The following is a 21,781-nucleotide window of genomic DNA, read 5'->3' on the forward strand; positions in this document are numbered from 1 at the left end:
CGGCTGCTCTTGCTAATCCCAAGGGATGGGCGAGGGCGGCGACCGCCTCACTCCTTCGGGCGGGCAGGGCCGGTCAGAGCTGCCGGACACCCTCCTTGCATTGACAGGCCGCATTGCCGGTAGCACGCTTGGGCGTTGGCGCTGACGCGTGGTCGCGATCATCCGCGAATTGCCGGGGGGAGCCATGCCATTCCTTCGCATCGCCTTGTCCGTTCTGCTGGTGCTTTTCGCATCGGAGGCGCTGGCCGAAAAGCGCGTGGCGCTGGTCATCGGCAATTCCGCCTATCAGCATGTGGCCACCTTGCCCAATCCCGGCAATGACGCACACGACATGGCGGCAAAGCTCGAAGGTCTGGGCTTCGAGGTGGTGACCGGTGCGGATCTCGACCTTGCCGGGGTGCGTCGCGCGGTGCGCGACTTCGTCGGCCGGCTCGACGGCGCAGATCTCGCCTTGTTTTTCTATGCCGGCCACGGCCTGCAGGTGAACGGCGAAAACTACCTCGCCCCCGTCGATGCGACGCTCGCTTCCTCGGTCGATCTCGAATTCGAGGCGGTGCCGATGAACCTGATCCTGTCGGCGATGGAGCGCAGCACGCGGGTCAACATCATCCTGCTCGACGCCTGCCGCGACAATCCTCTGGCGGTCAATCTCGCCCGTTCGATGGGCACGCGTTCCGCCTCGGTCGGCCGCGGCCTTGCCAAGGTCGGCACCGGCATCGGCACGCTGATCGCCTTTTCCACCCAGCCCGGCAATGTCGCCCTCGACGGATCGGGGCGGAACTCGCCGTTCACATCGGCGCTGTTGAAACACCTCGGCCAGCCGGGCCGCGACATCACCCGCGAGTTGATCGACGTGCGCCGCGACGTGCTGGCGGCAACCGGCGGCAAGCAGGTGCCCTGGGACAATTCCTCACTCACCGGCGAGGTGGTGCTGAAGCCGGCGATTGACGGCAAGCCGGCGCCGGCCGAGGCGCCCGCGGCGGGTCAGGCCGCCGAGCTTGCCTATTGGGAAACGATCAAGGATGCGACGGACCGCGACCTCTTCGACGCCTATCTGCAGCAATATCCCGACGGTGCGTTCGCTTCGCTCGCCAGGGCAAAGATCAAGATCATCGAGCGGGCTTCAGCACCGTCCTCCGAAGGCGTGCCCGACGGAGCGGGTGGCCAGGCCGTGGCGGCCATCGATCCGGCGCTGGCTGCGCCCAATGCCGATGACACGACATTGGCCCGGTCCGTACAGGTCGAGCTCAACCGGCTTGGCTGTCGCGCCGGCAGCGAAGACGGGGTCTGGGGCGAAGGTAGTCGCAAGGCGCTCGAAGCCTTCTCCAAGTTCGGTAAGGTCGACCTAGCGACGCTCGAGCCCTCCAGCGACGTGCTCGATCGCCTGAAGTCGGAGAAGGCGCGGATCTGCCCGCTTGTCTGTGCGCGCAACCAGGAGGCCAGGGACGGCCGCTGCGTCTCGATCCGGCGCGAGGCGAAGCTGCCGCAACCAGGCGAGACGCAACGCACGATCAAGGCACCGCAGAAAAACACCGGCACCCGTGCGATCAGCCCACCGGCCGAACTGCAGAAGAAGAGCTTTGCCAACTGCCCCGCAAATGCCGATGTCGCGTTCCGGCAGATGTTTGCCCGCGGCTCGGGCCGGGGCCGCATGACGATTTCCGCCACCCATTCCTGCGGCCGGGCCTTTGCCTGTCATCGCACCGCAAGGGGCCAGCCGTGGGATTGCGGCTGGCGGTGAAGCGGACAGCGCATGCTGGCGCCATCGAACGGGGTTGGCGTTAAGGGCGGCGGCGTTATCAACGCGTCATTTCAGGGCTTGATTTCGCTGCCGCATGCGCAAGGATCGCCGCGATGGTCAAGGCCGGTTCCGGCAAGGGAGGACACCCCATGAAGCTCCAGCTTATCCGCAATGCGACACTCAAGCTCGACTATGCCGGTCACACGGTGCTGATCGATCCCTTTCTAGGGCCGAAGGACAGCCTGCCGTCCTTTGCGGGGCGGGCGCCCAATCCGCTGGTCGGGCTGCCGTTCGACACCGATACCATTCTTGCCGGGGTCGAACTCGTCATTATCTCGCATCTGCACGAGGACCATTTCGACGACACTGCCAAGCATCGCTTGCCGAAGGGGCTGCCGATCTTCTGTCAGCCGGGTGACGAGGAGGCGATCCGCGGGGCCGGTTTTCGCGACGTCACGCCGCTCCTCGGCAAGGCGCAGTGGCAGGGCCTGAAGCTTACCCGACGCGACGGCAGCCACGGCCTTGGCCCTGTCGTTCAGGACATGGGGCCGGTCATGGGTTTCAGCCTCCAGGCCAAGGGCGAGCCGACGGTCTACTGGGCCGGCGACACGGTGCTCTATCCGGCCATCGAAAAGACCATCCACGACACGGAGCCGGATGTGATCGTTACCCATTCCTGCGGCGCGCGCTGGGATGGCGCCCTGATCGTGATGGATGCGGCGCAGACGATCGCGGTCTGCGAGGCCTCCAAGAAGAGCATCGTGGTTGCGACGCACATGGAGGCGCTCGACCATGCGACGGTCAGCCGAGGCGACCTGCGCGCCGCCGCCAGCGCCCACGGGATCGCCTTGACCAGGCTGCTCATTCCGGATGATGGCGACGTGCTGACGTTGATACCGCCTGTCGTGTAGGGGCCGGCAGATTGCAGCAGGGCAAGCCTTCACACTGCGGGGCGCGCGTTATTGCTCGGCGGTGGCTGTCATCCGCTCTCGCTTGCCACTGGCATCTGTGAATATTCTAGAATTCGCGCATATTAGGCTCAGCGAAATCCTCCGCCGCAGGAGCGGTCACCGTTGTGGATCGAAAGCTCGCAGCCATCCTTGCGGCCGATGTCGCCGGCTTCAGTCGCCTCGCAGCGCTCGACGAAGAAAACACGCTTCGCGCGCTCGAGCGGTGCCGGGGGCGAATTGCCGAATTGGTGGGTGACCATGGCGGCCGCATCTTCGGCAGTGCCGGCGATGGTCTCGTCGCCGAGTTTCCAAGCCCGGTTCAGGCGGTGCGCTGCGCGGTGGAAATCCAGCGCGGTCTTCTCGATATGGAGGATTTGCCCGCAGAACGCCGCCTGCAGTTTCGCATCGGCGTCAATCTCGGCGACATCGTCGTATCGGGAGACGATCTGCTCGGCGACGGGGTCAATATCGCTGCGCGCCTGCAGGAGATCGCCGCTCCGTCGGGCATCTGCATTTCCGGGGCGGTGCGTGAACATCTCGACGGCAAGGTGCCCTTCGCGCTGACCAGCCTCGGCGAGCGGAACCTGAAGAACATTCCCCGGCCCATTCTGGTTTTCCGGGTCGACTGGCAAGATGACGTCGCTGTCGGAGGCGGCATCCTCGATGGGGTGCCGCCGGTCGGTCGCAGCAAGGACCAGCCATCGCTCGTGGTCATGCCCTTCGACAATCTGAGCGGTCCGGGCGACGACTACTTCGTCGATGGTGTCGTGGAGGAGATCACTGCGGCGCTCTCGCGCGTCCGCGACTTCTTCGTCATCGCGCGCCAGTCCGCCTTCACCTACAAGGGGCGCTTCGTCGACGTGCGGGACGTCGGCAGGGAGCTCGGCGTCACCTATGTGGTCGAAGGCACCGTGCGCCGCGGCGGCGACCGGCTGCGCATTTCCGTGCAACTGGTGGACGCCGAGACCCGGACCCAATCCTGGTCGGATCGCTACGAGGGCGCCGTCGAGGATATATTCGAATTCCAGGATCGGATCGCCGCGCAGGTGGCTGGCGCCATCCACCCGGCCATCCGCGATGCCGAGATCGAGCTTGCCAAGCGCAAGCCGCCGGCCAGCCTGCGCGCCTATGATTTCGTCATGCGCGCCTTCCCCAATCTCTGGGGGCGCCGCAAGGATACCAACAACCAGGCGATCGAACTGCTTCGGCAGGCGATCCTGGTCGATCCCGGCTACGGCCGTGCCCATGCGCTTTTGGCCTGGTGCCATGCCTCGAGCGCGTCCTACATGTGGACCGACCAGCCGGAGCGCGAACTCGACCTGGCACGGGCGGCGATCGAAGGCGCGGGCGCGATCAGCGACGATCCGACGGCTTTGACTGCGGCTGGTGCGACAATGAGCATCTGCGGCGATCAGGAGCGCGCCGCCACCTTTATCGAAAAGGCGCTGGCGCTCGATCCGAACAATGCCTGGGCATGGGCGCGCCTCGGCTGGCTCGCGCTTTTCACCGACGATCCCGCGCGTGCGACGGAGCGCTTCCAGCGTGGGATGACGCTGAGCCCGAGGGACCCGCTGGCATTCAACATGAGACTGGGGATGGCCTTTTCCATGGCCATGCAAGGGGCTCTCCCGCAAGCCATCGCGATAGCCCAGGACGTCGTCAACACATATCCCGATGTGACCTGGTCCTATCGCCACCTCGCGGCCTGGTCGGCGCTAGCAGGGGACATGGAGACCGCCCGATGGGCGGCCCAGAAGCTGCTGGCAGCGGAGGCGGGGTTCACGATCGAGCGGTATCGGGCGCTGCCCTGGTTTCAGAGGATACCGCAGTGGCGGGATCGGATGGCCGAGGGGCTACGGCAATCCGGAGTGCCCGAACGCTGATTGCCGTTTGCGGGACATGCGCGTTGCGTTTCCGGCCCGCTTCACGGGATCGAGAAGATGCTGATCTCGTTGGTGATGCCGCGCAGCGCGACATTGTGCGATTGCGGATTGAGGCCACGATCGCTGAGCAGGCTTGAGGCGCGCGGATCGTCGAGCACCGAACCGGTCGCAAAGATTTCGCGCGAGCTGGCCAGATGCTGGACCCGAGAGGCGATGTTGACCGTCTGGCCGAAATAGTCCTGCCGCTCGTTGAGGCTGACGGCGATGCACGGTCCCTCATGGATGCCGATTTTCAAGAGCAGGTCTTCCGAGCCGCGGTCGTCGTTCAGCTTTCGCATGGCGTCGCGCATGCGCATGGCGGCGGCAACCGCCCGGTCCGGCGTCGGGAAGGTGGCCATGACGGCGTCGCCGATCGTCTTGACCACCGCGCCGGCTTCCGCCGCAACGATCTCGTTGACGACGCTGAAATGGGTTTTCACCAGATCGAAGGCGGCGAGGTCGCCGACCCGCTCGTAAAGCTCGGTCGATCCGCGCAGGTCGGAGAACAGGAAAGTGAGGCTGGTGATCTTCAGCCGCTGGTCCACGTCGATCGTGTCGGTGCGGTAGATGTCGCGGAAGGTCTGGTTGGAGAGCAGCCGCTTGGCCGTCAGGAAAGGCCGGCGCCGGCCGAGAATGCCATGCAGCGCGTCGTTGGCGATGCAGACCGAGGGCAGGGTGCGCACATCCGTGTGGTTTTCCACCTGGATGCGCAGGGGACCGGGCTGCATGGTGAGCGCTTCGTCGTGGCGATGGCCGCGGTCGAAGACCAGCGACAGCGTGCGTCGCTCCTTGGTCGGCTCGCCCTTGACGTCGATGAACTGCGCGGCATGGGTAACCGGCTCGAAGATGATGATGAATTCCGCAGGCATCTGCAGCGAGATCACCGCCTTTTCGCCGGGCGGCAATTCCAGAGCCTCGATCATGAAGTCGTCGACCTGGGCCTCGTAGCCCTCCTCGGGCAGTTCGATGCCCGAGCCCCAGTAGATCTGGCGGAAATACTCGAGCGGCGGCAGTTCGTGCGGGCTGTGGGCCTCGATGTGGCGTATGCGCGGGTTCACGGTGAAGGTCACCTCCACCATTTCGTCCAGCGTCGGCTCATAGCCGGCGGCACAGAGCGAGCAGGTATAGGTGTCGCTCTGCACGGTCTTCAGCGAGGTGTTGGCATCGAGCACGCCGCCGCAGCCGGGACAAAGCACGTTCCAGGAAAGCTCAAAAAGGCCAAGGCGGGAGGCATGCAGGAAGGCGGCGATCGCCTTTTCCTCGTCGAGCCCGTGCTCGGCGGCAAAGGCGAGTGCGTTGATACGGCCGAGCTTGCGGTCCGGCGCTTCCCGGACAAATCGCTCCAATACGCCGGCGATTTCAGGCTGCACGGTCTGGCGCAGCATATCGAACAGAGGCTGGGCTTCACTCATGCCTGCATCCTACACCCAAAACAGGCCGAGAGGCAGTCGCTTTCGTTGGCACGCGGCGCGATGCCGGAACGGCCCGCTGCAGCCTAAACCACAGCACTGGCTGGAACTTAACACCCGACCACGTCGTTTTTTGGTCGGGCGACAGACGGGTCAGGACAGGAGCGCGTCATGACGAGACTTTCGGGAAACTGCCTCTGCGGCCAGGTCACGCTCTCGGTGCGCGGTGAACCGATCCGGGTCGGCATCTGCCATTGCATGGACTGCCGCAAGGAGAGCGGCTCGGCCTTCACCTTCTACGGCATTTGGCCGGCGGAACAATTTGAATATTCGGGTGAAATCTCGGACTTCCAGGGTCGGTGCTTCTGTCCGCATTGCGGCTCGCGCGTCTTTTCGGTCGATGCACACGAGGCCGAAGTCAAGCTCGGTGTGCTCTCCCAGGCGCCGACGCCGCTGAAGCCGAGCTACGAACTCTGGGTCAAGCGCCGGGAGCCGTGGCTGCCTCCGGTCGAAGGGGCTGCGCAGTACCAGGAAGACCGCGTGCGCGCCGGTAATGACGGGCCGGCCGGCACCCGTTACTAGGGGCGTTTCGCCACAAATTCCAAACCCCTTAAATGAGCATCGATTCATGCAAGGAATTGTGCTTTAGATCAAAGCGTTGCCGCCCATCCGGCCGAGGTGTCGTCGGCGGGCGGACGCTGGGGGAGTGAATGTCGGCACGGCCTTTCTTACGAATTTCCACGCCGCTCAACGGGCTGCTCGCAGCGCTCGGCCTTGCCGCCGTCGCGGCGCTGACGACGCGCAATATCGGCGCGACGGCGCGATTGTCGCTGGAGCTGGTGCTTGGCGGCCTCTGGCTTTTCTACGTGCTGCAGCTGGCCGATACGCTTGCCGCCTGGCCCACGGCGGACCGGCGGGCGCTGATGCCGCATCTCGTCATCGATGCGGTTGCCGTCGTAATTCCGCTGGCCGCCTTCCTGTTCGCCGATCCGCGCGACCAGAGCCTCTATTGCGGCGTCTGGCTCCTGAAGCCCTTGCGCCATTCCACCTTCTTCCGGCTGCTCGGCCGGGTGGTGGCGCGCGCCGCGCCCAATCTCGTCGGTGTCACCTCGCTCTTCGGCATCGTGCTGTTCGGCGCATCGCTGATCGCCTACCTGATCGAGCGCGACATCCAGCCGGACAAGTTCGGCAGCATTCCGCAGGCCATGTGGTGGGCGGTGGTGACGCTGTCGACCACCGGCTATGGCGACGAGATCCCGCAGTCGCTGGCCGGCCGGGTCCTTGCGGGCCTGGTGATGATGAGCGGCATCGGCATCTTCGCGCTTTGGGCGGGCATTCTTGCCACCGGGTTTTTCGAAGAAGTGCGCCGGCAGGATTTCGTGCGCAACTGGCAGCTGGTCGCGGCGGTGCCGCTGTTCGAAAAGCTCGGCTCGGCCGCCTTCGTCGAGATCGTCCGAGCGTTGCGCTCCCGCGTGGTGCCGGCAGGTAGCATCATCTGCCGCAAGGGCGAGCCGGGCGACCAGATGTACTTCATCGTCGAGGGGCGTGTGACGATCGCAACGCCGTCGCCGACGCCGATCGAGCTCGGTCCCGGCAGCTTCTTCGGCGAGATGGCGCTGATATCGGGCGAGCCGCGCTCTGCGACCGTCACCGCCGCCACCGAGGTCTCCTTGCTGTCGCTCTATTCGGAGGATTTTCAGATGCTGTCGAGCAGCAATCCGGAGATCGCCGAGGTCATCCGCCGGACCGCCGAGACGCGGCGTGGGCGAACCCCGGAGGCATGAGGGATGCAGGCGTTCGGAGCCGTTAGCGTCTCAACCCGGCACGCCCTTCTCATTAATTCGCCGGCCGCCCATTAACACCGAAGAAAGCCTTTCTCCTCTAGCATGGAACCTGCAAGTTACAGCGACTAGGCGGGCATGAAGAACGCGCGGAGCTGTAGGGGGACACTCTTTTACATAGGCGTTCAATGTCATTTTTTGGCGTTTCCGGGATGTATTATTCCGGCGAATCCCTTGCCGAGCACCGCATCGTGCTCGCCGAGGACTCCAACCTCTTTTCCTCGATGGTCTCGAAGCGGCTGAAAGAGCTGTTCGACATCGATGTCATCGTCTGCCGCGACTATGACGATCTGCAGTTCGCCGTTGAAAACGCGACATTCCCGGCTTCGCTCGCCATCTCCAACATCAACCTGCCGGGGGCCGAGAACGGCGAGGCGCTCAACTATCTGATCGAGATGAGCGTGCCGACGGTCGTCTTTACCGGCTCGTTCCAGGAATCGACGCGCGAGAAGATCCTCGCCAAGGAGATCGTCGACTACGTCATCAAGGACAGCGTCTTTGCCGTCGACATGCTGGCGGAATCGGTCTGCCGGTTCCTCACCAACCACAAGCACCACGTGCTGATCGTCGACGACAGCCCGACTGCACGCGCGCTGCTGACGACGCAGCTGAAGCGCTACAACTTCCGCACCAGCTCGGCCGAAAACGGCGCGATGGCGCTGGAGCTTCTGAGGAACAATCCGGATATCGGCCTCGTCATCACCGACTACAACATGCCCGATATCGACGGCTTCGAGCTGACGCGGCGCATCCGCGGTTCCTACGGGCCCCACCAGTTGCGCATCATCGGCGTTTCGTCGTCGACCAACCGGCTTCTGTCTGCGCGGTTCCTCAAAGCCGGCGGCAACGACTTCGTCGTTCGCCCCTTCGTCAACGAGGAGTTCTACTGCCGCGTCAACCAGAATCTGGACACGCTGACGAAGATCCGCACACTCAGTGAAAAAGTTAGGGTTCCTGCTTAACCATCAAGACAAGAAGGGCGAAAACCCCTTAGAATTATCGGGCGCGTGCATCAAAAATGCCGCGCACAGGTTGCCGTATTAACGAAATTGCAATCCGATCGGTCTTCAATCCGCCGCAGCAGGAGCGGGGAGCCCGGTCACACGGATCACGCCGGCCGAAAGGCCAGGCGCGGCAAGTGGCCGGGTTGAAGATATCGGGAGCCAGCGTCACCCCTTGAGGGAAGCACGCCTGCGGCTCGAGAGGGGTTGCAGGGACGTGAGATTGCGCCGCACGCCAGGCCGGGTGAATTCTGTGCAAAAGCACAGCGACAAGCGCATGCTGCTTGTCGAGGACTCCCGGATGTTCGCGACGGCGCTGAAGTACGGGCTCGAATCCGTCCACGGCATTCGCGTTACCCATTGCAGCTCGCTGGCGGCGCTGAGAGAAGCGCTGGAACAGGCGCCTGACAGTTTCTCTCTCGCCGTTCTCGATCTCAATCTTCCGGATGCGCCCAATTGCGAGGCGCTCGACTTCATTCTCGACAACCAGGTTCCGGCCGTCGTCTTCACCGCCGCCTTCAACGACCATACGCGCGAGGAGATCCTCAGGCGCGGCGCGCTCGATTGCGTCATCAAGCACCAGCCGGAATCGATCAATCTTCTGATCGGCGCCGTCGACCGGGCGTTGACCAACGGCAAGACGACGGTGCTGCTTGCCGATTCCGATTCTGCCTCACGCAGCGAACTGGCCGGCATCTTGCGGCGGCAGCGGATTTCCGTCTGCGAGGTCGCGTCTGCCGCCGATGCGCTGCAGGTGCTCGATAGCGGCGAAGCCGTCGATCTCGTCGTCACCGATCTCGATCTCTCCGACATGTCCGGTGCGGCGCTGCTTGCCGAGGTGGAACGGCGGCGGGGCGACGGCGCGGTGCCGGTCATCGGCCTCTCCGACAGTGGCGACCGGCGCGCCGGCGCGCGCTTCCTGGAAGCAGGCGGTACGGATTTCATCCAGAAGCCCTTCCTCGAAGCGGAGTTCAACGGCCGCATTGCGCAGGCCGCCGGTGTGCAGAAGCGGCTGCAGACGCTGCAGCGGCAGGCGGCCAGCGACTACCTCACCGACCTCTACAATCGCCGCCACTTTTTCGTGGCGGGTCCGCGGGTGGTCGAGCAGTGCCTCAGGCGCGGCGAGCCGACGGCGATCGCCGTGCTCGACATAGATCATTTCAAACGCCTCAACGACACCTATGGCCACGAGATCGGCGACATCGTGCTGAAGCACGTGGCCAAGCGCCTGTCCGCGCTCGTCGGCGAGGATCATCTGCTTGCCCGCCTCGGCGGCGAGGAGTTCGGCATTCTCTTCAACGGCTGCGACGTGCGGCGCGCCTTCGCCTTTTGTGACGCGCTGAGGCTCGAACTCGCAAAATCCCGCATCGTCGCCGACGACGAGGAACTGACGATCACGGTCTCGATCGGCCTTGCCACCATCGAGAGCTCGGAAGCCTTCGAGAACTACCTGCACGCCGCAGACCAGTTTCTCTACATGGCCAAGCATGCCGGCCGGAACCGGGTGATTTCCGAACTGGCGCTGCTCGACGCGCTGGCGTCCTAGTTCAAAGCGAAAACCCGACGACAAAAGTCTTCCGCCACCTGTCGGCTGGGAACGAACTCGATCGTCCTTCGGTTACCCGCACATGATCCGCGGCGTAAGGAGGACCCAAATCATGACCAATGTCGTTTCAAATCTCTGGTTTGCGAAGGAGGCGCGCCAAGCGGTCGACTTCTACATTTCGCTCGTTCCCAATTCGGCGATCATCCGCGTCACCACCTTGCCGGCGGAAAGCCCGAGTGGGCCACCCGGCAGCGTGACGACCATCGAGTTCACGCTCGGCAATCAGGAATTCCTGGCGCTGGAAGCCGGGCCGCTCGATCCGTTCAACCATGCATTCTCGATCATGATCCAGTGCGACACCCAGGAGGAGATCGACCGGATCTGGAACGCGATCAGCGAAAACGGCGGGCAGATCGAACAATGCGGCTGGATCCGCGACCGCTGGGGGCTGTGCTGGCAGATCGTGCCACGTGTGCTCGGCGACATGGTCGCCCATTCCGACCGTGCGCGCGCCAAGCGCGTGACGGAAGCGATGCTCGGCATGATCAAACTCGACATCGCCGAACTGGAGCGGGCGTTCCACGGCTAGGGAATGGCAGTCTCGTGGGTGCAGGACCCGTGAGCGGCGGGGGCGGCAAGCGGGCTTTGGCCCGCTTCCGACGACGCTCAGGATGTCACGCACAAGCCCGCCATCGGCGCAACCATGGGGCGTTTTTTGTCGTTATGACATCTACCCGTTTGTGCGCGAAGCGTTTACAGGATCACAAGGCTGGCCTGCGCGAGGGCGCTTGGAAGCGCATTGGTTGTTGGGGGGGAAACGACGTGAATTTGCAGATGTTTACGAGTGCTGATGGCCGCATCGGACGTCAGGCCTGGTGGTTGGCGCAGATCGTTATCTGCGTCGCGGCGGTGGTCGCTATGTTCGCGGGCGGGGCGTTGCTGGCGCTTTCGGGCGTCGACAATTATGCCGCGGGCTTCAGCCTTATGCATATGCTTGCCTCCATCATCATCGCCGCGACTCTCTATTTCGGCTTCACGGTCAACACCAAGCGCTGGCACGACCATGGCCGTTCCGGATGGTGGAACCTTGCGCTGTTCGTCCCGGTGGTCGGGCCGCTGCTGGGCCTCGTTATGCTGGGCTTTCTCGCAGGCGAGGAGGGTGACAATCGGTTCGGCCCGCTGGCCGTTCGCTACGCCGGAGACGATGCACAGCGCTTCGGCCGCGCCGGTCAGTGAAGCCGGGCGCTAAGTCAAAAGGCTACGGCGCCGCTTGCGCGTTGCCGTCGCGCTGATTTTCACCCCTGCACGTGGCGAGCGTGTGGCGGGGCATGTCGGCATGATCAGGCCCGACATCGCTGAACTGGCGCGCCTTCACGGGCAGGATTAGGCTAGGCGCCACTGACAGTCACGTCTGGCAACGAGTTCTTTCCGTGACCGGCAGGTTGTAAACCGTCCCGCAATCAAAGGGCGTGTCTGCCATGGTATCCGCACCAATGGGTTTATTAACCCGTTTCCTATAATGGAATCTCAGTACGACACGAGCCGGACGAGCGACGCTTCGGGGGGGGCTGGATTTGCGGACTTGGGCGATGACAAGCGGCCGCATGGGGCGCCAACGCTGGTGGCTTATGACAGTCGTGCTTTGGGGCGTCGCCACGTTCCTGCTGTTTTCACTGGTTGCCTTTCTGGCGTCGACCGGCCGTGTCAACGAATATGCCTTCTTGGTTTTATTCTACGCGATCCTGCTGGTGCCTTTCATCGTGCTGCCAGCCTATGTCATCTGGCTACTCATCAGCATTCGACGTTGGCACGATCTCGGCCAGTCAGGCTGGTGGAACCTCATTCTGGTTGTCCCGGGAGGGCTGCTGGTCGGTTTGATCGTGCTCGGTTTCGTTCCGGGCGACGAGGGCACAAACAGCTTTGGGGCCCCGATAGTCGGGCGTCGAACCTCGCCGGTGCCGGATCAGCCTCGGGTTATGCCGGTCCGCCAGGGCAAAGACCGACCTTTCGGTCGCGCCTTGCGATAGTTCTACTTGCCCTTTTGCGGATAGATCGTCTCGCCGCGCTTCAGCATCTCGATGAAAGTCTCGATCTTCTTCTTGCGGCCCGCCTCGGTCTTCATGTTGTGGGTGCGGAAAGCGAGCGCGAAGCGGTTCTGGGCGCTGAGCTTACCAAGCATGTCACGGGCCTCGGGAACCGCATCGATCGCCGCTTGCAGGTCGTCGGGGATCTTCATCTCCTTGCCGCTCGCATAGGCGCGGTCCCAGCGGCCGTCGGCCTTGGCGGCATCCACCTGTTTCAGGCCGTGCTCGGTCATGCGGCCTTCGGCAATCAGTCGCGCGACATTGTCGACATTGATCTTGCTCCAGATGCTCTTCTTGCCACGCGGCGTATAGCGCTGCAAGAAGCTGCTGTCGTCGAACCCCTTGCGCACGCCGTCGATCCAGCCCCAGCAGAGCACCGCGTCGATCGCCTCCTTGGGCGTGATCGAAGCGAGGCCGGAGTTGACCTTGTGCGTCTTGATCCAGACTTCTGTTTCGCTCTGGTGGTGGGCGGCGAGCCAGTCGTAGAAGCTCTGGAAATCCTTGAATTCGTGGACCTTGGCGGGATCGATTTCAACGGGTGCCATGTCGGCTCCTGCTCGTGGTGATGGCGGTTTGGTCTGGTCGCGGCATGTGATGGACATGCCGAATCCCGGTGCGCACCGACATTCCTATCTAAGTTGTGCGGGTGCAAGCTCCGTCACACCGTGAGGGTTGTGGTGTCGCCAAACGGAGCGGAACGGCAAGCAATCAAAGGCAGGCTGTGAGCAAGACGACAACCCGCGTGATGACCTCTCGATTCGTCATCCTCGGGCTCGACCCGAGGATCCATGCCGAGCGACGGGTTGGTGCCTGGATGCTCGGGCCAAGCCGATGCTCGGGGCAAGCCCGAGCATGGCGGCGAGGAAGGGGAAGCGTCTGCGGGCGAACGCTGCCTGTACGCGAAAGGCAAACGAAAAGGGCGGATCGCTCCGCCCTTTGAGTGTTTCCTTCTATCGGCCGTTACCGCGCCATCTGCAGCGTCAGCTTGCGGTCGGCGCGCTCCTGCTGCGGCGAGCGGTTGTAGAGTTCGCGATAACACTTGGAGAAGTGCGAAGCGGAGACGAAGCCGCAGGCGACCGCCACCTCGACCACCGGCATCGACGACTGGATCAAGAGGTGGCGGGCGCGGTCGAGGCGGATTTCCAGGTAGTAGCGGGCGGGCGAGCGGCCCATTTCCTGGCGGAAGAGGCGTTCGATCTGGCGGCGCGAAAGGTCGGCGCCCTCGGCGATTTCCAAGAGCGACAGCGGCTCGGCGAGGTTTGCCTCCATCAGTTCTATGATCGACAGCACCTTGGCGTTCTGTACGCCGAGGCGGGCGCGCAGCGGCAGGCGCTGGCGGTCATGCGGCCCGCGCACGCGGTCGGTCAGCGCCTGTTCGCAGACGCGGTTGACGAGGCTCTCGCCGAAATCCTGGTCGATCAGGTTCAGCATCATGTCGAGCGAGGCGGTGCCGCCGGCGCAGGTGTAGATGTTGCTGTCGATCTCGTAGAGGTCGGCATAGACGTCGACCTGCGGGAAGCTTTCGGAAAAGCCCGGCAGGTTCTCCCAATGAATGGCGCAACGCTTGCCGGTCAGAAGACCGGCGGAGGCCAGCACATGGGCGCCGGTACAGAGGCTGCCGACGGCCACGCCGCGGTTGTAGACTTCGCGCAGCCAGGCATTGACCGACTTGTTGTTGAAGTCCTCGACATAGATACCGGAACAGACCAGCACCATCGAGGGGCGGTTTTCGCCGCCCAGGAACTTGCGCTCGTCGGCGAGCGACGAGTTGACCTCGAGCGCGATGCCGCTCGACGACAGGACCTTTTCGCCGTCCGACGAAGCGAGGCGCCAGGAATAGGCCTCGTAGCCGAGCATGCGGTTGGCGATGCGGAGCGTTTCGATCGCCGCCGAAAAGGGCAGCATGGAAAAGTTCGGCACCAGGAAGAAGACGAGAGAACGCTTTTTGGTCAGTGGCTTGTTCATGAGGCTTCCCATGCTTGGCGATGCGGGTATATTCGTCGCTTGGAAGATACTCTTCGGCTTGTCTGTTTGCGACATTCGCATGGATAGCAGCGACCGCAAAGAGATTTCGCATTGCGACATCGCGCGGCAAAAGGCGGTTCGGCCCCGCTTTCCGGCTTTTGTAAGGAAAGCGACAGTTTTTACAGTGCGGTTGACGCTATCGGACAAGAACTGCCAGAGATACGCAACATCTGCAAAGCGCGCGCAAGGGTTGTGTTTGCCGATTGCGACTCTTTTCGCGGATACTGCGGGTGTCGGTATGAGACAAGTCCGGGTACTGCGCGCTGACGATTGCTCCCCGGTTGGGCCCATTGGGAAGCAACGGCTCGAAGCGCATGAATTAAAATCGGCAAAGATGCATCGGGCCATGCCGATCATTGAAACAGCTTGTTGCCGAGCAGGCGGCCTCAGTCGGCTAATTTGATTGCGACGGTGGCCCCATCCGGCAGGTCTTTGGTTTGCGAATATATTGTAGCCGTAAAGCTCAACCATTCCTTCCAGTCACACATCCAAATGTTGTCGACCTTGTATTCGCCGCCAAACAGAGGAAGTGTGTGGAAGGCGTAGCACTGAGCGGGGCCAGGAACCATTCCTGCCGAGCGGCATCGATCCACCAGTCGGCGTAGCAGCCACCCTTCAGCGTCGTCGATGCAACGTTGACGGAACTCGTCCTCGGAAGCCGCAATCAGCGCGATCGAAGCAGCGGAGACTTCCAACATGTGGATTGCTCCCGCGGCATCCGCGAGGAACACGTCTCCGAAAAGGTTAGCCCGCAAGATACGGCACGGTACGGGCAGGAGGTCTGACCACGCGTCAAGGTGGACAGCGTCTATCTCACAGGCAAGGAAATCCGAGTGGTCCTGTTGCATCCGGCAATTGTGATGGGTCGGCAGTTTCGCTGCAAGCGCGGGCGCCCCTCATGCACAACTTATGATCACGAGAGAGATCGGTGCAGTTGTCACAGGCAATATGGTGACCAAGGTTGGGGCCATACCCGAACCATCCGCGCAAACGAAAAGGACATCGCCTTGTCGGCGATGCCCTTCGGTTGATCCGGAACGTAACTCTCAGAAGAGACAGGTCACGCCGTCGTTCATTGCTCGGTCTTGTGCACCGCATCGTCCACCGACGGGAAGCCGATGTCCTTCAGCGTGTCATAGGACAGGTTTTCCAGAGCCCGTTCCTGGCGATGACGCTTCCACGCTGCCCAGGCACGAACCTGCAGATTGAAGAGACCCGGAAGGGACGAGTGGGAGGATGCCCGTTCCGAGGCCGATGAAAGATGAGTGTTGGACATTTCATGGCTCCTTCTGAGTGTCTCAGCAGGTCGCGACCATGATGATATTTATGGTCTAACCTGACTTATCATTCCAACGAATATGTTTGATGCCTTCCATCAAACATGGTGATTGATTAGCGGGTCCGCAAACATCACGTCGTCACGGACTCTCTGGGGCAGTTTGGCGAGTTCGCGCCGGGCTTCCACCCGATTCCGTGCGATCTGTTTTTCGCGTCGTTGCCGTGCAACACCGTCGAGGACGGCGATCATCTGGTTGAGGGCGTTGAGGACCATGTCGTTGCTCCTGCTATGCTCCTTTTTTACCACTGCCTGCGGCAGGCGGCTGTTACGGAGGGAACTCTTCGAAGCGGCGATAACAAGCTCGGCGGACATCGGTTTTTCCTTCCTTCGTCGTCCTTGAGCTTGACTATCGGTCATCCCTGATGTTCAATCAAACGAAATGAAGTGAAGCAATCTTTCAATTTTTCTGAATGAGGGTGCCGCCATGAACATGCTGATGCGCCATGCGCTTCCGCTTCTCGAAATGGACGTGCTGAAGACTTTCATCGCGATTGCCGAGACCGGCAACTTCACCACCGCCGCCGAAACCGTCTATCGCACGCCGTCGGCTGTCTCGATGCAGATCAAGAAGCTCGAGGAAATGCTCGGCTGCACGCTGTTCCTGCGTGATGCGCGCTCGGTCACCTTGACGCCCAAGGGCGAGCTGCTGCTCGGCTTTGCCCGCCGGCTCCTCTCGCTCAACAATGAAACGGTGTCGCGCTTCCTGCTGCCGGACATGAACGGCGTCGTGCGGGTCGGCGCGCCTGAGGACGTGGGCGAGCGCATCCTGCCCGAGGTGCTGAAGCGCTTCGCCGAATCCTACCCGAATGTCACTGTCGACGTATCGATCGGCATGAGCAACGCCATGCGCAAGAAGGTCGACGAGCACCGGCTCGATATCGCCATCTTCAACAGCCTGACCGAGGGAACGCCGCGCAACGGCGAAATCCTGATGCAGGAGAAGCTGGTCTGGGCCGGCGCCAAGTGCGGCAGCGCCCATCTGAAGGATCCGCTGCCGGTGTCGATGTGGGAGGACGGCTGCGTCTGGCGGGCGGATGCGGTGGAAAAGCTGGCGCGGGCCGGCCGCAAGTTCCGCATCGCGTTCCTCAGCGCCTATACCACCGGGCAGCGCGCCGCCGTGCTCGCCGGTCTCGCGATCGCGCCGCTGCCGCGTTACCTCGTCCAGGGGGAAATGGTGCAGCTCGGCGAGCGCGACGGCCTGCCGGATCTCGGCCACTACAATATCGGCCTGCAGGTGATCTCGGATGCGCCGGCGCCGGTGCTGGCGGTTGCCGATCATGTGCGCGACGCCTTCGCCGATCTGCAGGTCCAGTAAGGGGAGGTAGCGGTTGCGCGCTTCCCGGTCGCTGCCCGCCGCCTCCCTGGCGTCCCGGTCACGTTCAGAGAGTGCCCGGGCATGAGCGAGCGGTCGCGCATTCTCGATCCGATCGATCGCCTGTCGGAGATCATCTTCGGGCTCCTGATGGCGCTGTCCTTCACGGGAACGATGAGTTCGGTTGCGGGCGGCGAGGGTGGGGTCAATGCCGTGCTGGTCGCCGCCCTCGGCTGCAACATCGCCTGGGGCATCGTCGACGGCGTCATGTATGTGCTGACGACGGTGGTGGAGCGGGTGCGACGGCGCGGTTTCCTCGATCGGCTCAGGCATGAGCGGCTCGATCGCGCCCGCGAATTGTTTCTCGAAAGCCTGCCCGACGATGTGCGCCGCGTCTCTTCGCCGAAGGAAACGGAAGCGCTGCTTGTCCGGGTGAGGGCGCTTTCCCCCGATCCCAGGCACAGGGTCGTGACCGCGCGCGACCTGAAGGCGGCCGTCGCGATCTTCCTGCTCGTCGTCGCCTCGACCCTGCCGCCAAGCATTCCGTTCCTGCTGACGGACGTCGGGCTCGCCATGCGCGCCTCCAACGCCATCGCGCTCGCTATGCTCTTCGTCATCGGCGCACGCCTTGGCCGCTACATGGGCCGCAGCCCCTGGCCAATGGCCCTCGCGATGACGGCGATCGGCGCCGTGCTTGTGGCCGTGACGATCCTCTTTGGCGGGTAGTCAAGTCCAGGGCGCCGGCAAGGCTCAGGTCTTGATCGGCGCCTGGCGGATATGGATCTCGATCAGCCGTTTCAGTTCGGGCAGGTCCCGGGCTTCCAGCGCGTCGACCATCAAGTGGTGCTCGCGGGCCGACTGCTCGATGCGGGCGCGGGTGCGCCATTGCGACACCGGCGCGGATACGGTGCGCTGGCGGATTTCGGCGACGACGTCGACGAGTTCGGAATTGCCGGCGAGCATGAGAAGCGCGCGGTGGAAGGCGAGGTTGGCATCGTAATGCTCCATGATGGAGCCGCGGAACGACATCTCGTCGAACTGTCGGGCGAGTTGCCGCAACTCGGCGATGGTGGCGGGCGTTGCATTGGCAACCATGCGGTCGGCGACGCCGGTTTCGAGAATCACGCGGATGTCGCTGATTTCCTGCGTGCGCTGGTCATCGAGTTCATAGACCTGGTAGCCGCGGTTCGGATTGTGCTGCACCAGCCGGCGCTGTGACAGCCGGTCGAGCGCCCGGCGCACCTCCGGCCGCGTGCAATCGTAGCGGCGCTCCAGGTCGATCTGCTTCAGCCAGGCTCCGGCCGGCAAGGTCCCGGTCAGGATGTCGTGCAGCAATAGGTCGGTGACATCCTTTTTCTCCTCGGGCTTTTCCTCGGCCGCCAGCATTTCCGTCAGATCGTCGCTCATTCCTGCCTTACACTCTCTTCCCGCCTGTCGCCGGCCCCCGCCGCATGGTTCTGGTGCATGTCCCAAGCTGCCTGCTGCGGCGGAATTGGCTCCATTTTTGGAGAAACTATGATGCCGTCCCGAACAATTCAATGCGCGAGAGCGGCGTTGCGAGCCTGCCTCTCGCCGTTGTGCACATTGCGCGAAATGTTTCAGGGCCCTCTTGTGTATCCAAAAATGTTATCATAAATTGGCGCCAATTCTGGTTACTATTGTTGCGGAAGTCAAGAAACGATGAAAAATGCCTGTGACGTCTGGGACCTGCTCGAAGCCAAGCGCGAACGGTTCTTCGTGCTCAGTGACCGGGTCTGGGATACGCCGGAAACCAATTACGAGGAGTTTTCCTCGTCGGCCGAACACGCCGCACTGCTGGAGGCCGAGGGCTTTCGCGTATCGCGCGGTATCGCCGGCATGCCGACGGCTGTCATGGGCGAGGCGGGAGAGGGCGGACCGGTCATCGCCATCCTCGGCGAGTTCGATGCGCTGCCCGGCCTCAGCCAGGAAGCAGGCATTGCCGAGGAGCGGCCGCTGGTCGACGGTGGCAACGGCCATGGCTGCGGCCACAATCTGCTTGGCGCCGGCGCGATGATGGCGGCGACCGCCGTCAAGGATTATCTCGCCGCCAACGGCATCAAGGGGCGGGTGCGCTATTACGGCTGCCCGGCGGAAGAGGGCGGCTCATCCAAGGGTTTCATGGTGCGCGCCGGCGTGTTCGACGATGTCGATATCGCGATTTCCTGGCACCCTGCACCCTTTGCCGGCGTCAACAATCCGATCTCGCTGGCCTGCAACGAGCTCGACTTCCGCTTCAGCGGCCGGGCGTCCCATGCATCGGCTGCCCCCCATCTCGGCCGCAGCGCGCTCGATGCGCTCGAACTGATGAATGTCGGCGTCAACTATCTGCGCGAGCACATGCCGTCATCGGCGCGCATTCACTATGCGGTTACCGATACGGGCGGCAACGCGCCGAACGTGGTGCAGGCCCGCGCCAAGGCGCGCTATCTCGTGCGCGCCCGCAGCCTGCCGGAGCTGCTCGATCTCGTGGAACGTGTCCGCAGCGTCGCCAAGGGTGCCGCGATGATGACCGGAACCACCGTCACCGACGAGATCGTCAGCGGCGACGCCAACCTCGTCGGCAATACGCCGCTCGAAGCGCTGATGCATCGCCAGCTCGAGCATCTGGGACCGCCGCAGTTCGACGAGGACGACCGGCGCATGGCGGCCAAGTTCCAGGAGACCTTCACCGGTGAGGATATCGCCTCTGCCTTTGAGCGCTTCGGGCTCAAGCTGCGCCGCGGCGTTGCCCTTTGCGATACGATCTTTCCGCCGGAAAACGGCGCCGGCACGCTCGTCGGCTCCACCGATGTCGGAACCGTCAGCTGGGTGGTGCCGACCGTGCAGATGCGCGGCGCGACCTACGCGATCGGTACGCCGGGCCATTCCTGGCAGCTGGTTGCGCAAGGCAAGCTGCCCGCCGCCCACAAGGGCATGGAACACGCGGCCAAGGTGATGGCGAGCACGGCAATCGAGCTGATCCTCGATCCGGCGCTGATCGCTGAGGCCAAGGCCGATCACGTCGCACGGCTGGAGGGCACGCCCTTCGTCAATCCCATTCCTGACGATGTCGACCCGCCGATCCCTGGGGTCGGCGACGTGAAAGCGCCGATCCCCGGGGGCGTCCATGGTTAAGTCATCGATCACAAGCGAAGGGAGGCGCTGCGATGACTGAGCCCGGTTTCCTTGACATCATCAGCGTCGGTCCGGACGGCTGGGGGCCGGCGCTTGCCGCCGGCGCCTGGATGACGATCCTGATCGCCGTCGCCGGCTTTGCGATCGGCGGCCTTATCGGTACCTTCGGCGCCTGGGCAAAGATCTCCGGCGGCCCGGTCGTTCGCGGTTGCGCCGAGGCCTATACCACCGTCCTTCGCGGTATTCCCGACCTCCTGGTCATCTATCTCTTCTATTTCGGCGGCAGCGCCGTGGTGACAGCCGTCGGCCAATTGTTCGGCGCGGAGGGTTTCGTCAGCTTTCCTGGCTTCATCGCCGGTGCGCTTGCGGTCGGCATCACCTCCGGCGCCCAGCAGACCGAGGTCTATCGCGGCGCCTTCCGCGCCGTGCATCCGGGCGAGCTGGAGGCGGCAACCGCCTGCGGCATGGGCCGGCTCCTCAAGTTCCGCCGGATCACCGCGCCCCTGACGCTGCGTTATGCGCTGCCGGGCCTCGGCAACGTCTGGCAGGTGGTGCTGAAGGAATCCGCACTGGTCTCGGTGACCGGCGTCGTCGAACTCTTGCGCCAAGCGCAGATCGGTGCGGGGTCGACCAGCCGCCCCTTCGACTTCTTCTTCATTGCAGCGATAATCTATCTCGCGATTTCCACCGTCTCGGGCCTCATCCTTCAGGTCACCGAGCGTCGGTTCTCGCGCGGCGTCAGGAGGGGCTGATGGATATCAAATTTGCCCTCGAAACCTTCTGGAGCCTGGCGGCAGCCCTGCCGCTGACGCTGGAGCTGGCCGCAACGTCAATCGCGCTCGGCTCGGTGCTGGCTCTCGGGCTGGCGCTCGCCCGTCTGTCGGGCATCCTCGCGCTCGACCTCTTTGCCCGCACTTACGTGTTCCTCTTCCGCGGCACACCGCTGCTCGTGCAGATCTTCCTGATCTATTACGGCCTCAGCCAGTTTCCGGCGGTGCGCCACAGCATCTTCTGGCCGCTTCTGCGCGAGCCCTACTGGTGCGCGGTGCTGGCGCTGATGCTGAACACGGCCGCCTATGCGAGCGAAATCATCCGCGGCGGGCTGCTCTCGGTGCCGCACGGACAGGTGGAGGCGGCAAGGGCCTGCGGCATGGGTCGCCTGATGATCTTCCGCCGCATCGTCATGCCGCAGGCGCTGCGCCAGGCGCTGCCGGGCTATGGCAACGAGATGATCTCCATGGTGAAGGCCACTTCGCTCGCCTCGATCATCACGCTGATGGAGATCACCGGCGTCGCTGCCAAGCTGATCTCGGAGAGCTACCGGGTGATCGAGGTCTTCGTCGTCGCCGGTCTCATCTATCTCGCCATCAACTTCGCGCTGACCCGGCTCGTTGCGTTGGCCGAATACCGGTTCAACCCGCAACTGCGCGCGCCGCTGCCGATCGCCGCCGAACTCAAGGGAGAAACCCATTGAAC

22 protein-coding genes are annotated in these 21,781 nt (G+C 63.4%); 15 read left to right on the forward strand and 7 right to left on the reverse strand.

Annotated elements, in window-relative coordinates; translation table 11 throughout:
* The first annotated feature begins 184 nt into the window (after nt 1-184).
* The 3 genes from JVX98_RS10630 (at nt 185) to JVX98_RS10640 (ending at nt 4,574) form a co-directional block, all read left to right on the forward strand.
* Nucleotides 185-1,741 (forward strand): caspase family protein, encoded by a 1,557-nt coding sequence (locus tag JVX98_RS10630; protein ID WP_205238570.1) that lies wholly within the window; start codon nt 185-187, stop codon nt 1,739-1,741.
* Nucleotides 1,742-1,890: 149 nt separating this feature from the next.
* A complete protein-coding gene (locus tag JVX98_RS10635) occupies nt 1,891-2,652 on the forward strand; it encodes an MBL fold metallo-hydrolase (RefSeq protein ID WP_205238571.1) in 762 nt (253 codons plus the stop codon).
* Between the two features lie 164 nt (nt 2,653-2,816).
* Nucleotides 2,817-4,574 (forward strand): adenylate/guanylate cyclase domain-containing protein, encoded by a 1,758-nt coding sequence (locus JVX98_RS10640; RefSeq protein ID WP_205238572.1) that lies wholly within the window; start codon nt 2,817-2,819, stop codon nt 4,572-4,574.
* Nucleotides 4,575-4,615: 41 nt separating this feature from the next.
* Here JVX98_RS10640 and JVX98_RS10645 read toward each other — a convergent pair whose 3' ends face one another.
* Nucleotides 4,616-6,025 carry an adenylate/guanylate cyclase domain-containing protein gene (locus tag JVX98_RS10645; RefSeq protein WP_043619738.1) on the reverse strand — a complete coding sequence of 470 codons (1,410 nt, stop codon included), beginning with the start codon at nt 6,023-6,025 and terminating at the stop codon, nt 4,616-4,618.
* A 168-nt stretch (nt 6,026-6,193) separates the two neighbouring features.
* On the opposite strand from JVX98_RS10645, the gene JVX98_RS10650 reads away from it, so the two are divergent.
* The 7 genes from JVX98_RS10650 (at nt 6,194) to JVX98_RS10680 (ending at nt 12,437) form a co-directional block, all read left to right on the forward strand.
* The gene (locus tag JVX98_RS10650; protein WP_205238573.1) at nt 6,194-6,604 is read left to right on the forward strand and encodes a GFA family protein; all 411 of its coding nucleotides are present in this window, start codon (nt 6,194-6,196) and stop codon (nt 6,602-6,604) included.
* Between the two features lie 128 nt (nt 6,605-6,732).
* Nucleotides 6,733-7,806, forward strand: coding sequence for a cyclic nucleotide-gated ion channel (locus JVX98_RS10655; RefSeq protein ID WP_205238574.1), 1,074 nt, complete (start codon nt 6,733-6,735; stop codon nt 7,804-7,806).
* Nucleotides 7,807-7,991: 185 nt separating this feature from the next.
* A complete protein-coding gene (locus JVX98_RS10660; protein ID WP_192446433.1) occupies nt 7,992-8,825 on the forward strand; it encodes a response regulator in 834 nt (277 codons plus the stop codon).
* A 292-nt stretch (nt 8,826-9,117) separates the two neighbouring features.
* Nucleotides 9,118-10,410 (forward strand): diguanylate cyclase, encoded by a 1,293-nt coding sequence (locus JVX98_RS10665; RefSeq protein ID WP_246764997.1) that lies wholly within the window; start codon nt 9,118-9,120, stop codon nt 10,408-10,410.
* A 112-nt stretch (nt 10,411-10,522) separates the two neighbouring features.
* Nucleotides 10,523-10,999, forward strand: a complete 477-nt coding sequence (locus JVX98_RS10670; RefSeq protein WP_043619793.1) for a VOC family protein — start codon at nt 10,523-10,525, stop codon at nt 10,997-10,999.
* Nucleotides 11,000-11,232: 233 nt separating this feature from the next.
* The gene (locus JVX98_RS10675) at nt 11,233-11,646 is read left to right on the forward strand and encodes a DUF805 domain-containing protein (RefSeq protein ID WP_205238576.1); all 414 of its coding nucleotides are present in this window, start codon (nt 11,233-11,235) and stop codon (nt 11,644-11,646) included.
* 353 nt (nt 11,647-11,999) lie between these two features.
* Complete coding sequence (locus tag JVX98_RS10680) at nt 12,000-12,437, forward strand: DUF805 domain-containing protein (RefSeq protein WP_205238577.1); 438 nt, start codon at nt 12,000-12,002, stop codon at nt 12,435-12,437.
* 2 nt (nt 12,438-12,439) lie between these two features.
* Here JVX98_RS10680 and JVX98_RS10685 read toward each other — a convergent pair whose 3' ends face one another.
* From JVX98_RS10685 to JVX98_RS10705, 5 genes are all read right to left on the reverse strand, one after another.
* On the reverse strand, nt 12,440-13,039 hold the full coding sequence (locus JVX98_RS10685; protein WP_205238578.1) for a YdeI family protein: 600 nt from the start codon (nt 13,037-13,039) through the stop codon (nt 12,440-12,442).
* A 415-nt stretch (nt 13,040-13,454) separates the two neighbouring features.
* Nucleotides 13,455-14,459 carry a GlxA family transcriptional regulator gene (locus tag JVX98_RS10690; RefSeq protein ID WP_034788530.1) on the reverse strand — a complete coding sequence of 335 codons (1,005 nt, stop codon included), beginning with the start codon at nt 14,457-14,459 and terminating at the stop codon, nt 13,455-13,457.
* Between the two features lie 446 nt (nt 14,460-14,905).
* Nucleotides 14,906-15,217 carry a T6SS immunity protein Tdi1 domain-containing protein gene (locus tag JVX98_RS10695; protein WP_192446427.1) on the reverse strand — a complete coding sequence of 104 codons (312 nt, stop codon included), beginning with the start codon at nt 15,215-15,217 and terminating at the stop codon, nt 14,906-14,908.
* 374 nt (nt 15,218-15,591) lie between these two features.
* Nucleotides 15,592-15,795, reverse strand: coding sequence for a hypothetical protein (locus JVX98_RS10700; RefSeq protein ID WP_043619754.1), 204 nt, complete (start codon nt 15,793-15,795; stop codon nt 15,592-15,594).
* Nucleotides 15,796-15,894: 99 nt separating this feature from the next.
* Nucleotides 15,895-16,170, reverse strand: a complete 276-nt coding sequence (locus tag JVX98_RS10705) for a hypothetical protein (RefSeq protein WP_192446426.1) — start codon at nt 16,168-16,170, stop codon at nt 15,895-15,897.
* A 112-nt stretch (nt 16,171-16,282) separates the two neighbouring features.
* Between JVX98_RS10705 and JVX98_RS10710 the strand changes: the two genes are divergently transcribed.
* Nucleotides 16,283-17,173 (forward strand): LysR substrate-binding domain-containing protein, encoded by an 891-nt coding sequence (locus JVX98_RS10710; RefSeq protein WP_034788138.1) that lies wholly within the window; start codon nt 16,283-16,285, stop codon nt 17,171-17,173.
* Nucleotides 17,174-17,254: 81 nt separating this feature from the next.
* Complete coding sequence (locus tag JVX98_RS10715; RefSeq protein ID WP_205238579.1) at nt 17,255-17,896, forward strand: VIT1/CCC1 transporter family protein; 642 nt, start codon at nt 17,255-17,257, stop codon at nt 17,894-17,896.
* Between the two features lie 24 nt (nt 17,897-17,920).
* Here the strand turns inward: JVX98_RS10715 and JVX98_RS10720 are convergent, their stop codons facing one another.
* Entirely contained in the window at nt 17,921-18,577 is a 657-nt protein-coding gene (locus JVX98_RS10720) for a GntR family transcriptional regulator (protein ID WP_205238580.1), read from the reverse strand.
* A gap of 273 nt (nt 18,578-18,850) precedes the next feature.
* Between JVX98_RS10720 and JVX98_RS10725 the strand changes: the two genes are divergently transcribed.
* The 3 genes from JVX98_RS10725 to JVX98_RS10735 are packed head-to-tail and all read left to right on the forward strand — an operon-like array spanning nt 18,851 to nt 21,779.
* Nucleotides 18,851-20,305, forward strand: a complete 1,455-nt coding sequence (locus JVX98_RS10725; RefSeq protein WP_205238581.1) for a M20 family metallopeptidase — start codon at nt 18,851-18,853, stop codon at nt 20,303-20,305.
* A gap of 32 nt (nt 20,306-20,337) precedes the next feature.
* On the forward strand, nt 20,338-21,057 hold the full coding sequence (locus JVX98_RS10730; protein WP_205238582.1) for an ABC transporter permease: 720 nt from the start codon (nt 20,338-20,340) through the stop codon (nt 21,055-21,057).
* On the forward strand, nt 21,057-21,779 hold the full coding sequence (locus JVX98_RS10735) for an ABC transporter permease (RefSeq protein ID WP_192446421.1): 723 nt from the start codon (nt 21,057-21,059) through the stop codon (nt 21,777-21,779). Before JVX98_RS10730 ends, JVX98_RS10735 begins: the two co-directional genes overlap by 1 nt.
* Nucleotides 21,780-21,781: the final 2 nt, after the last annotated feature.

This window comes from Ensifer sp. PDNC004, from assembly GCF_016919405.1.
GTDB lineage: Bacteria > Pseudomonadota > Alphaproteobacteria > Rhizobiales > Rhizobiaceae > Ensifer.

What these genes read in the sequence shown, in the direction of transcription:
- JVX98_RS10720 (WP_205238580.1), bottom strand. Translation starts at nt 18,577, where the DNA reads ATGAGCGACGATCTGACGGAAATGCTGGCGGCCGAGGAAAAGCCCGAG.
- JVX98_RS10670 (WP_043619793.1), top strand. Translation starts at nt 10,523, where the DNA reads ATGACCAATGTCGTTTCAAATCTCTGGTTTGCGAAGGAGGCGCGCCAA.
- JVX98_RS10650 (WP_205238573.1), top strand. Translation starts at nt 6,194, where the DNA reads ATGACGAGACTTTCGGGAAACTGCCTCTGCGGCCAGGTCACGCTCTCG.
- JVX98_RS10645 (WP_043619738.1), bottom strand. Translation starts at nt 6,025, where the DNA reads ATGAGTGAAGCCCAGCCTCTGTTCGATATGCTGCGCCAGACCGTGCAG.
- JVX98_RS10735 (WP_192446421.1), top strand. Translation starts at nt 21,057, where the DNA reads ATGGATATCAAATTTGCCCTCGAAACCTTCTGGAGCCTGGCGGCAGCC.
- JVX98_RS10685 (WP_205238578.1), bottom strand. Translation starts at nt 13,039, where the DNA reads ATGGCACCCGTTGAAATCGATCCCGCCAAGGTCCACGAATTCAAGGAT.
- JVX98_RS10655 (WP_205238574.1), top strand. Translation starts at nt 6,733, where the DNA reads ATGTCGGCACGGCCTTTCTTACGAATTTCCACGCCGCTCAACGGGCTG.
- JVX98_RS10660 (WP_192446433.1), top strand. Translation starts at nt 7,992, where the DNA reads ATGTCATTTTTTGGCGTTTCCGGGATGTATTATTCCGGCGAATCCCTT.
- JVX98_RS10715 (WP_205238579.1), top strand. Translation starts at nt 17,255, where the DNA reads ATGAGCGAGCGGTCGCGCATTCTCGATCCGATCGATCGCCTGTCGGAG.
- JVX98_RS10630 (WP_205238570.1), top strand. Translation starts at nt 185, where the DNA reads ATGCCATTCCTTCGCATCGCCTTGTCCGTTCTGCTGGTGCTTTTCGCA.
- JVX98_RS10710 (WP_034788138.1), top strand. Translation starts at nt 16,283, where the DNA reads ATGAACATGCTGATGCGCCATGCGCTTCCGCTTCTCGAAATGGACGTG.
- JVX98_RS10680 (WP_205238577.1), top strand. Translation starts at nt 12,000, where the DNA reads ATGACAAGCGGCCGCATGGGGCGCCAACGCTGGTGGCTTATGACAGTC.
- JVX98_RS10700 (WP_043619754.1), bottom strand. Translation starts at nt 15,795, where the DNA reads ATGTCCAACACTCATCTTTCATCGGCCTCGGAACGGGCATCCTCCCAC.
- JVX98_RS10690 (WP_034788530.1), bottom strand. Translation starts at nt 14,459, where the DNA reads ATGAACAAGCCACTGACCAAAAAGCGTTCTCTCGTCTTCTTCCTGGTG.
- JVX98_RS10705 (WP_192446426.1), bottom strand. Translation starts at nt 16,170, where the DNA reads ATGTCCGCCGAGCTTGTTATCGCCGCTTCGAAGAGTTCCCTCCGTAAC.
- JVX98_RS10695 (WP_192446427.1), bottom strand. Translation starts at nt 15,217, where the DNA reads ATGTTGGAAGTCTCCGCTGCTTCGATCGCGCTGATTGCGGCTTCCGAG.
- JVX98_RS10635 (WP_205238571.1), top strand. Translation starts at nt 1,891, where the DNA reads ATGAAGCTCCAGCTTATCCGCAATGCGACACTCAAGCTCGACTATGCC.
- JVX98_RS10725 (WP_205238581.1), top strand. Translation starts at nt 18,851, where the DNA reads ATGAAAAATGCCTGTGACGTCTGGGACCTGCTCGAAGCCAAGCGCGAA.
- JVX98_RS10730 (WP_205238582.1), top strand. Translation starts at nt 20,338, where the DNA reads ATGACTGAGCCCGGTTTCCTTGACATCATCAGCGTCGGTCCGGACGGC.